The 9,714-nt window shown below is 31.0% G+C and carries 8 protein-coding genes and 4 pseudogenes; 7 read left to right on the top strand and 5 right to left on the bottom strand.

The features are described from left to right. The 3 genes and pseudogenes from CD032_RS01180 to CD032_RS13580 form a co-directional block, all read left to right on the top strand. A pseudogene (locus tag CD032_RS01180) lies at positions 1-104 on the top strand (3-hexulose-6-phosphate synthase); the annotation flags it as partial. A gap of 2 nt (positions 105-106) precedes the next feature. Then, on the top strand, positions 107-655 hold the full coding sequence (gene hxlB, locus CD032_RS01185; protein WP_037551413.1) for a 6-phospho-3-hexuloisomerase: 549 nt from the start codon (positions 107-109) through the stop codon (positions 653-655). A gap of 438 nt (positions 656-1,093) precedes the next feature. Further along, positions 1,094-1,209: pseudogene (locus CD032_RS13580) on the top strand (DUF536 domain-containing protein); the annotation flags it as partial. A gap of 657 nt (positions 1,210-1,866) precedes the next feature. Here CD032_RS13580 and CD032_RS01195 read toward each other — a convergent pair. The 4 genes and pseudogenes from CD032_RS01195 to CD032_RS01210 form a co-directional block, all read right to left on the bottom strand. Beyond that, complete coding sequence (locus CD032_RS01195) at positions 1,867-2,478, bottom strand: recombinase family protein (protein WP_069973483.1); 612 nt, start codon at positions 2,476-2,478, stop codon at positions 1,867-1,869. 137 nt (positions 2,479-2,615) lie between these two features. After that, positions 2,616-3,431, bottom strand: a complete 816-nt coding sequence (locus tag CD032_RS01200) for an AAA family ATPase (RefSeq protein ID WP_069973482.1) — start codon at positions 3,429-3,431, stop codon at positions 2,616-2,618. Next, positions 3,424-4,866: pseudogene (locus CD032_RS01205) on the bottom strand (transposase). The gene CD032_RS01200 and the pseudogene CD032_RS01205 overlap by 8 nt, the downstream one beginning before the upstream one ends. Beyond that, the gene (locus CD032_RS01210; RefSeq protein WP_061826193.1) at positions 4,838-5,431 is read right to left on the bottom strand and encodes a recombinase family protein; all 594 of its coding nucleotides are present in this window, start codon (positions 5,429-5,431) and stop codon (positions 4,838-4,840) included. Before CD032_RS01210 ends, CD032_RS01205 begins: the two are co-directional and overlap by 29 nt. Before the next feature lie 205 nt (positions 5,432-5,636). On the opposite strand from CD032_RS01210, the gene CD032_RS01215 reads away from it, so the two are divergent. From CD032_RS01215 to CD032_RS01230, 4 genes and pseudogenes are all read left to right on the top strand, one after another. After that, positions 5,637-6,218 carry a TetR/AcrR family transcriptional regulator gene (locus CD032_RS01215; protein WP_001124173.1) on the top strand — a complete coding sequence of 194 codons (582 nt, stop codon included), beginning with the start codon at positions 5,637-5,639 and terminating at the stop codon, positions 6,216-6,218. A gap of 13 nt (positions 6,219-6,231) precedes the next feature. Further along, positions 6,232-6,768 (top strand): hypothetical protein, encoded by a 537-nt coding sequence (locus tag CD032_RS01220; protein ID WP_002456738.1) that lies wholly within the window; start codon positions 6,232-6,234, stop codon positions 6,766-6,768. Then, positions 6,769-6,852 (top strand): annotated as a pseudogene (locus tag CD032_RS01225) (AAA family ATPase); the annotation flags it as partial. Between the two features lie 110 nt (positions 6,853-6,962). Then, positions 6,963-7,541, top strand: coding sequence for a recombinase family protein (locus tag CD032_RS01230; RefSeq protein ID WP_031908289.1), 579 nt, complete (start codon positions 6,963-6,965; stop codon positions 7,539-7,541). Positions 7,542-7,764: 223 nt separating this feature from the next. On the opposite strand, the gene msr(A) is transcribed toward CD032_RS01230, so the two are convergent. After that, positions 7,765-9,231 carry an ABC-F type ribosomal protection protein Msr(A) gene (gene msr(A) / locus CD032_RS01235; protein ID WP_002447408.1) on the bottom strand — a complete coding sequence of 489 codons (1,467 nt, stop codon included), beginning with the start codon at positions 9,229-9,231 and terminating at the stop codon, positions 7,765-7,767. Between the last annotated feature and the right edge of the window lie 483 nt (positions 9,232-9,714).

Below are 9,714 nucleotides of genomic sequence, written 5' to 3' on the forward strand. Positions count from 1 at the left end.
TTGCAGAAAATCCTGATTTAATTATTGTTGGTGGCGGCATTGCAAATGCTGATGACCCTGTAGAAGCTGCTAAACAATGTAGAGCTGCGATTGAAGGAAAATAATGATGACAGAAATCACAAATTATCGTTTAATACTAGATGAAATAGACAACACATTATCACATGTGAAAGACAGTGAAGCCGAAACGTTTTTAAAGCAAATTATTAAAGCAGAGCAAGTTTTTGTATCTGGAAAAGGACGTTCGGGTTTTGTAGCAAATAGTTTTGCGATGAGATTGAATCAGCTTGGGAAGGGTGCACATGTAGTTGGTGAGTCCACTACACCTTCCATTACCGAAAAAGATTTGTTTGTTATCCTTTCTGGCTCAGGTTCGACAGAGCATTTAAGATTATTAGCAGATAAAGCTAAAGCTGTAGGTGCAGAAGTTGTATTATTGTCAACAAATCCAACGTCAAATATTGGTGAACTTGCAAATGCAGTGATTGAATTACCGGCGGGAACGAAATATGATGCTGAAGGTTCAGCACAACCTCTAGGTAGCTTATTTGAACAAGCATCACAAGTGTTTTTAGATAGTATTGTTTTAGATTTAATGACTGAGATAAACGTTGATGAAGAAACAATGCAGCAAAATCATGCTAATCTGGAATAAAACCTACAAAAGATGATTCACTTTAATACTCCACATTTATTTGTGGGGTATTTTTAATTTAAAGAAACGCCTTGAGATATTTCCTAGTAGTTATAAAAACTAATTAGTATTGAATATCACTACTACATTTTTGAAAAGTGATGTAGATTTATAGCCAGAATTTTTAGATTTACATTGACGATACTGCATCAAAAGAAAAAGTCAATCTACTTTTTCTAGTTTGACTTTTATTTTTATATCTAAAGGCACACTTACACACCTAAAAAACGTCGTGCTAAAAACAAATTTACATGTGGTAATCCAATATCCTTATTATACATTTTAACAGTTGGTTTAAAGGAAACTTTAAAAATATATAATTTTTAACCTATTCAATTACATTTGTTTCTTAAAACGCATATATGAGCCAGAATAGAAAAGAGTTGCAGGAAAGATTAAAGATTGCTTAAGAATCAGCAAGTTTTGGCGTTAGAGAGTAATAAAAAAGATTCAAAAATTAATTAGAGGAAGAGAGGCTGCTTAATTATTCCTTTGATACACCTACTAATGATAGATAAAACGTGGATGTGTAAGAAGTATCATATACTACAGACGCTGTAAATATTAATCAACATTAGGAAGAAAAAAGGGTGAATAAACACAACTTAAAAAGGCTTTTGGAGTCGTTTGTTAGTAACTAATTGTAATTAAAAAGGTGCGACAAGCTCATAAACTTGTCGTACCTTTTTATGTAAATCGTACTTCTGATACTCATCAATTTAATTTTAAATTTAAGTTCATTTATCAATAAAATTGGGTATTATTTATTAAGAGACGTAGAACTCTTGCCACACTTATATCAAATTAATTTAATTGTAGTGAGCAATTTAGCTTATTATGAAAAAGATGAGCTGAGGCAAGCATGTGCCTGCTCATTTTTAAAATTGGAGGCTAAATTTACAAAAAAATTCTATTAACAGGTGCTTCAGCATATCATATATAGAAAATAAGTCTAATGAACAAAATGTTACATGGAAATCTTCAGATTTATTTGATTTAAATGAGATAACAGAAGTAATGAAAAACGTTCGTTATTGAAAAAAAAATATAGAAAAAAAGAGAGGGCAAAAACGCTCTCTCTTTTTCCTGTCTTATTATTAAAATCTCATAATACATGATTAACATGTATTTTGGGACGCTGTGAGAAACGCTCATTTGCATTGACAATCCATTTACCAAGATAATCCCTTATCATTTTTAATTCTATAAACTGTCTGTCTTGTAATATTAACTTCTTTCGCAATCTTACTAATTGCTTGTCCTTCTTCTAACATTTCGACAACTCGATGATAGATAACACGTTTTTGAGGATCTTTCGCATTCGGTGAATAGAGTAAAGGACGTCCTTTATATACACCTTTGTCTTTTGCGACTTGAATACCTTGAGCTTGTCGACGTTTACTTTCATTTCTCTCTTGTTCTGAAACCATTGCTAAGATTTGAATGATTAAATCTTTCATAAACTTATCCAGTAAAGGATTACCAATCACTTCATTCATCATAGGTAGACTTGTAATCATTAACTGCACGTCTTTTTCTTTTAAATAGTTCACCGTTTCAATAATTTCATCATAGTTACGTCCTAAACGGTCAATAGACTCCACCACGAATCGATCTCCCATTCTTACAAAATTAAGAGCTTCTTGAAGTACCGGTCTATTTTCAATAGATTTCCCAGACTGTTTTTCTGTAAATATTTTTTTAGCACCAAACGTTTTTAAATTTTCTAGTTGTCTTTCTAAATTTTGATCTATCGAAGATACTCTTGCATAACCTATAATCATTTATTTTCACTCCATAATTAATATACGCCCTAATCATACGTTTTAGTTGCGTGTCACTTTACTTGATATATGAGAATGATTTCACCTAATAAATGAGAAAAAGCAACGTACTATATTAAAGTACATTGCTTTTTCTATTAACGAATACCTATGACTAAACTATCTCTAGCTGTTTCTACAACTTCTGTACTGATTTTATCTAAGCCATTTATATCCATAATTCTATCTATCTGCGCAAATAAACGATGAATCAGCCTAAAATTCCCTTTTGTAATTTTAATAATCGTTGTTATTGCCTCATAATCAGTAAAATCTTCGAGTTTTAAATCAAATCCTAAATCTTGCCACTTATATTCTAATATATGATGCGTTTCATCTTTACTCAGATTATCAAATTCATACGCAAAACCTATGCGCGAATATAATTGAGGATAACGAGATAATTTCTTCTCAATACCTGGCATACCAATAAATATCATTGCTAAATTATGTTCATCATAAATAGCTCTTAATTGCTCTAAATGTTGCACTTTAAGGCGATCAATCTCATCTACTATAATTAAATCAATATATTTAAACATATCACTATAATGTTTACTATGTTCATGTCCATACTTATTTACAACATGTAATTTTTGACCCAAATCAATGCTTGCAGTAATACTATATAAATCATTCCTTAATTTAGTTTGTTTTTCTGCTGGTGCAGTATAAAATATTTTATCCACCGATAGTATGTCATCGGTCGTTTTACTAGCTAAATCTTCCCAACCTCTATGGTTAACTTGTTTTTCAATAGTATCCCAATTTGTGTAATACCTAGACGATAAAGTTTTTCCGACACCAGGTTGACCATAACATATACCAATATACTGATATTTAATACAAGCATCACAAAATTCAGCAAAGCGTTTATACTCTTTCGTTTCAATGAAATTTTGATTTTTAGTCATTACGATAACTCTTTAATTTTTTGACGTTTTTAGTCGTTTCTTGAGGTGAATAACCACAATTTTTTTCTTCCTTAATTAATTCCGTGGTACTTGGACTAGCAATATTTTGTTTTAAGTGTTTTCTTCTCTGACTACGAGCGTGCTGTATGTCTTTTATATCTATGGAGTAATCAGCTATTTCTGGACATATAGCAGTACAAAGAAATTCATCTCTATAAAACACACGTATTTCAGCCATATCATTTGGGTTATAACGAATCAGTACATATTCACCTACATAAGCTGCTAGATTAGTATTACTGTATCGAAAACCTTGAAAATGAATGCCATCTGAATGAACTTTTCTAGATTTAGGTATTTCCAACAATAATAAATCAAGTTGTTCTAAGCTACTTGGCATATTAGGGAAAAAGTGATTACTATTCCAACGACTGATAGGCGTGGTATGAATAGCACTATGTTCTTTTTGATTATAATCTTCAATTAAAAAGTAACGTAATTTTTCTTCAAAATTGTGAAAATCTATTAGATTACTAGGAGTATCATTATTGTTTATATATCCAGGCAGTTGTTCTAGGAAAGTTTGGTTAACTGTCTGAAAAAAGCGTTCTATTTTTCCGCGACCACGAGGGACACCAACTTTTGAAAACATCAAATTTATTTTCAAGTCAATAGCGACTTGTTCCATGTGATTTGAGGTAAAGTCACTTCCGTGATCTGTATAGAATTTTTCGGGTATACCACACACTGGCCAGTTGGTATCATTCTTATTCCATATTGCTTGGTGTAGTGTTAATGCTGTGTTTTGAGCATTAGGAGCATCAAAACTTATAAAGTAGCCTGCAATTGCACGACTATAGTCATCCATAATAATGGTTAGCCATGGTCTATTGATATTACCTTTTTGATCTAATATATAAATATCTAGCAAAGTATGGTCGGCTTGCCATATTTCATTGGGTCTTGAGGATTCTCTTATTTGTATTAAATCGTACTTATTTTGATAGTATTTTTCACCTTGGTGAGAGAAATCAATAACAGACTTAGGCATTGCTTTAATAATACTATAAACTTGTTTATAACTTGGTTTATCAAAATTATTCTCTATACAATAATTAGCGATTTTCCTATGAATCGTAGCAATACTATTTCTTTTATTCTAGAGTGCAAGGCGTTTAATCTCGTCTATTATGTTTTGTTTTAATTTATGCTCACCTTTATCAACTCTTGTATTATGAATTAGACCAGTAAGACCTTGTTCCTTATATAATTTATTCCACCTATAAAGTGTACTTAACGCAATACCTTTGCTTTTAGAAATGCTTGATAAAGATTGCTTGCCCAAGATAAAAGGTTTTATAATATTGTACTTTTGAGTAGCTTCTTTACGTTTGGCTTCAGAGAAATTAGTTAGATACTTCTCCTTGTTTTTCATCTTCCTTTTCCTCCAATTTATTGAGGTAACGATAAATCGTTGTACGTGAAACTTGCCACTGCTCTGCAATTGTCTTAATTGGCGTGCCATTATCATAAAGTGTCTTAAGTAAGTTTAAATCTTTTTGATTTAATTTTTCGGGTCTACCTCCATAGCGTCCTCTAGCACGTGCTGCAATTCGGCCAGCTGAAGAACGTTCTAAAATTAAATTTCGTTCAAATTCTGCAAACGCTGCGAATAAATGAAATAATAATTGTCCTGTAGAACTTGATTTATCCATCGTTATATTTTCTTCTAAACTATGGAAACTTACGCCTCGTTCGTTAAGCTCATTAACTAATGTGATTAAATCCTCCATATTACGTCCTAGTCTGTCGAGTCTCCAAACAACAATCGTATCTCCTGATCTCGCAAATTCAATTGCTTTATCTAATCCAGGTCTTTTACTTTTTGAACCACTCATATGGTCGCTAAATATCTTTTCACAACCATATGCGTTTAATCGGTCCTCCTGTAAATTCAGATTTTGTAATCCAGTTGAAACTCTTGCATAACCTATTTTCAAAATACAAACCTCCTATATACATATACAGTGTACCATAACTTAATTTCAAGGTCTTTTGTGAACATAGATTTTTTGTTGGGTTTTTGAACACGAAAATATATGTATTACTCACTTATTTCGGCATAAAAAGAGAGTGTACAGAAAATGGTTGTTTTCTGTACACTTTTTTTAACACAACTGTATTAAAATGTGTTAACATATAACTATGCCAAAAATAATTAATCATAAAGAAAAGAAAAAACAAATCATTCAATACGCTTTCGACTCCATTGTAGAAAAAGGAGTTAAGGGATCTACTGTAAGACAAATTGCGAAATTAGCTGATATGACACCTGGACAGATTAGATATTATTTTCCGAATCATTCAGAGTTATTAAATGCTGTAATGTCTACAGTAGAATTAAAAGTAAGGAGGAGAATTGAAGCAATATTTAAATCTGAAAACCTTACTACAATAGATAAAGCAAAAGCGAGTTTATTAACAGTACTACCATTGGATAAAGAGAGACTAGCTGATATGGAAGTTTGGATGGCGTTTCGCAATGACATACATGAGTATGGTCAAAGTACACTTGATGATGGGTTAGATCAATTATGTAATAGTATTTTGACATTATTAAAAAACGATCATTTGCTGAAGAACAATGTGAATATTCATCTTAATTCGATGAAATTACATGCATTAATTGACGGTTTAGCTTTACATAAATTGCTTAATCCAAACGGTGTTTCAAACGATGATATTCAAATCATTGTTGATGAAGAAATAGTTAGATTAACGAAATAAAGGAGGACGGCCCGTGAATTTTATAATATGGCTTATAATTTTTTGTGAAATAGCCTTTTGGTTTGTAATATTACTTGGTTTAGTAACAAGATATATATTATATCAACAAACATTAGGTTTATTCTTCCTTGCACTTACGCCTATTATAGATTTAATACTCCTTATAACAACGGTTGTAGACCTTATGAATGGTGCAACAGCTGAAATGCCACATGCTATAGCAGCAGTTTATATTTCAATTTCTCTTGTCTTTGGCAAAAGCATGATAAATTGGGCAGATGATAGATTTAGATATTATGTGATGAAGCAAGGTTCCAAACCTTATAAACTTGACGGTTTAGCTTACTCTAAAAACTATGCTAAAAGTTGGTTGAAACATTTACTGTCTTACATTATAGGTACTGGGATTTTACATTTAATTGTTTATTTAATTAATGATAAAAGTCGTACAGAAGCTATGGATGGTGTTATTCATATTTGGACAATTGTTATTATTATAGACTTAATTATTTGTATTTCATATTTTGTGTGGCCTCCAAAAAGAAATTAAATTATGGATATAAATGGTTTAGATAAAATAAGTACAGAAGTTGTAGAAACAGCTAGAGATAGTTTAGTTATAGGTATTCGATAATAGAAAAAGCAACGCATTTTAATATAGTGCGTTGCTTTTCTCATTTATTAGGTAAAATCATTCTCATATATCGAATAAAGTGACATGTTGGCTATGCGTGAGTATCATCGATCGATCAAAATTTAGAAAGACAACTTGAAAATTTAAAGACGTTTGGGGCTGAAAAAATATTTACAGAAAAACAGTCTGGGAAATCTATTGAAAATAGACCAGTATTTCAAGAAGCACTTAACTTTGTAAGAACGGGAGATCGATTCGTTGTGGAATCTATTGATCGTTTAGGACGTAATTATGATGAAATTATTGAAACTGTGAATTACTTAAAAGAAAAAGACGTTCAGTTAATGATTACAAGTTTACCTATGATGAATGAAGTTATTAGTAATCCATTACTGGATAAATTTATGAAAGATTTAATTGTTCAAATTTTAGCAATGGTTTCAGAACAAGAGAGAAACGAAAGTAAACGTCGACAAGCACAAGGAATTCAAGTTGCTAAAGAAAAAGGCGTTTATAAAGGACGACCTTTACTTTATTCGCCAAACGCGAAAGATCCTCAAAAGCGTGTTATCTATCATCGAGTTGTCGAAATGTTAGAAGAAGGCCAAGCAATTAGTAAAATTGCAAAAGAAGTAAATATAACAAGGCAGACTGTTTATAGAATTAAACACGATAAGGGATTATCTTGATAAATAGGTTGTCAATGCAAATGAGCGTTTCTCACAGCGTTCTAAAACGCATATTAATCATCTATTATGAGATTTTAATAATAAAACAAGAAAAGAGAGGGTAAAAACTCCCTCTCTTTTCTTCTATATTCTTTTTCTCAAAAATGATCGGTTATGGTACTATTGTTATTTACTTTATTATAATACTTTAAAGAAATATTCAATATAAATTAGTGTATAGTTTTTAAGTTATATCATGAATAGATTGTCCTGTTAATTCCCATTTTTTATCTGATACATGTTTAACAAACCTTGTATCATGTGATGTAAACAAAATGATTCCAGGATATTTATTCATAAACATTTCTAATGCTTCTAATGTTTTAATATCTAAAAAATTAGTTGGTTCATCCAAAATTAACATATTCGCTTTCGTTGAAAATAATACTGCTAACGATAATTTCGTTCTTTCCCCACCACTCAAAACATTACAAGAACGTTCAAGTGCTTCATTTAAACCCAAGTTATTTAAAATAGCTCTACTGAATGATTCTGATGAATCCGTTTCATCCATTAAATATTGCAATAATGAAACGTCACGCATGTCTTCATAAGCAAGTTGACGATAGTATGCCATTTGCACTTTAGGAGAACAATCAATTCCCTCTATTTGGTGGTAAATAGCTTCAAGTAAAGTTGTCTTACCTACACCATTTGCACCTACGAGCGCTATATTTTTGCCATATGGTATTTGGAATCGTACTTGTGTTAGCAGTTTTTGACTTCCTTTAACCAATGTTAGATTTTGTGCAATGATTGGATAATTATTATGGATATCATAAATTTTATTTTGTGGAAAATTGAATTCATGATAACTTTGTGGTTTTTCAACTTCTTCCAAATGTTCCATTCTTTTTTCAATATGCTTAGCTTGTTTTTGAGCAGCCTTCTCAACCGTGCCTTTTTGTTTTGATGCACTTAAACGATCTGGTGCTATACTTTTATTTTTTTGTTTTGATGATGCTTGTGCCATTTGTTGCGCTTGATTTCGTTTAGCTTTACTGGCTTGGGACAATCTTTGTTTTTCACTTATATACTGTTCATATTTACGTTGTTGTTCTAACTGTTCTTGTTCATATTGATTTTGATACTGTGTGTAATTACCTTTAAACACTCTTATTGTGCCATCTTCTTGTATATCCCAAATTGTGTCAGCAATTTGGTCTATAAGTGCTCTATCGTGACTTACTATAATTAAAGTACCATAGTAATATTTTAAAATATTATTCAGATAATCTTTACCAATTTTATCCAAGTGATTTGTAGGTTCATCTAAAAGTAATATCGGACTATAATTTGATATGACATTAGCTAATTTATATTTTGCTTTTTCACCACCACTCATACTGTCGGTTGTATGCATAGGTATATGGAGTTCACTCATTAAACTACCGTCTAACGTGTTAAAATCATTTTCCACATCCATGTTAAGCTGTTCAAAATATTGAATTTCGCCATTCGTTTCAACTGTTCCAGATTCTGGTTTTGTTTTTTGAGCAATCATATTTAGTAATGTGGTTTTGCCAGTACCATTACCCCCAATAAGTGCTATTTTTTCAAATTGGTAAGCATAAAGATGATCGATGTTAAGTGATCGTAAATCTGTCAATTTATGATTGATTTGGTTAAATTTAATTGTATATTGTTCCATATTTATACACTCCTTGTATATTTAAAGGACGTGTACGCAAAAAATGAGACAGGCTACTCCCGTCTCATTCACATTACACTTTCAAACACTTAAAGAATTATTACGATGTTTTAGTATTTGAAAGCGTTTATTATTCCTATCGAAGGATAAAAAATGACATAAGTCATCCTATGAGTGTGTGTATTGCGGACAAGCCTTTTTGAATTAATTTAGTTTTGTATTCAAAAAGGTTTATTTGAGTCTCATAGAAGCTGTCATTTTAATCCTCCTTCATCGATAAAATAGTAATGTTAATATAACATTTTATTGGTTTTTTTACAATATATCTCTAAGTACAAAGATCATATAATAAAAGTATAAAATTACAATTTGAGATTGATTATACATCTTGTTAATTTAGAGTGTACTTATAAAATGCAGCACTTCATTTAATTGGTTCTGTTGCAAAGTTGAATTTATAGTATAATTTTAACAAAAAGGAGT

This window comes from Staphylococcus cohnii subsp. cohnii (assembly GCF_002902365.1).
In the GTDB taxonomy this organism is placed as follows: Bacteria; Bacillota; Bacilli; order Staphylococcales; family Staphylococcaceae; genus Staphylococcus; species Staphylococcus cohnii.

What these genes read in the sequence shown, in the direction of transcription:
- hxlB (WP_037551413.1), top strand. Translation starts at nt 107, where the DNA reads ATGACAGAAATCACAAATTATCGTTTAATACTAGATGAAATAGACAAC.
- CD032_RS01195 (WP_069973483.1), bottom strand. Translation starts at nt 2,478, where the DNA reads ATGATTATAGGTTATGCAAGAGTATCTTCGATAGATCAAAATTTAGAA.
- CD032_RS01200 (WP_069973482.1), bottom strand. Translation starts at nt 3,431, where the DNA reads ATGACTAAAAATCAAAATTTCATTGAAACGAAAGAGTATAAACGCTTT.
- CD032_RS01215 (WP_001124173.1), top strand. Translation starts at nt 5,637, where the DNA reads ATGCCAAAAATAATTAATCATAAAGAAAAGAAAAAACAAATCATTCAA.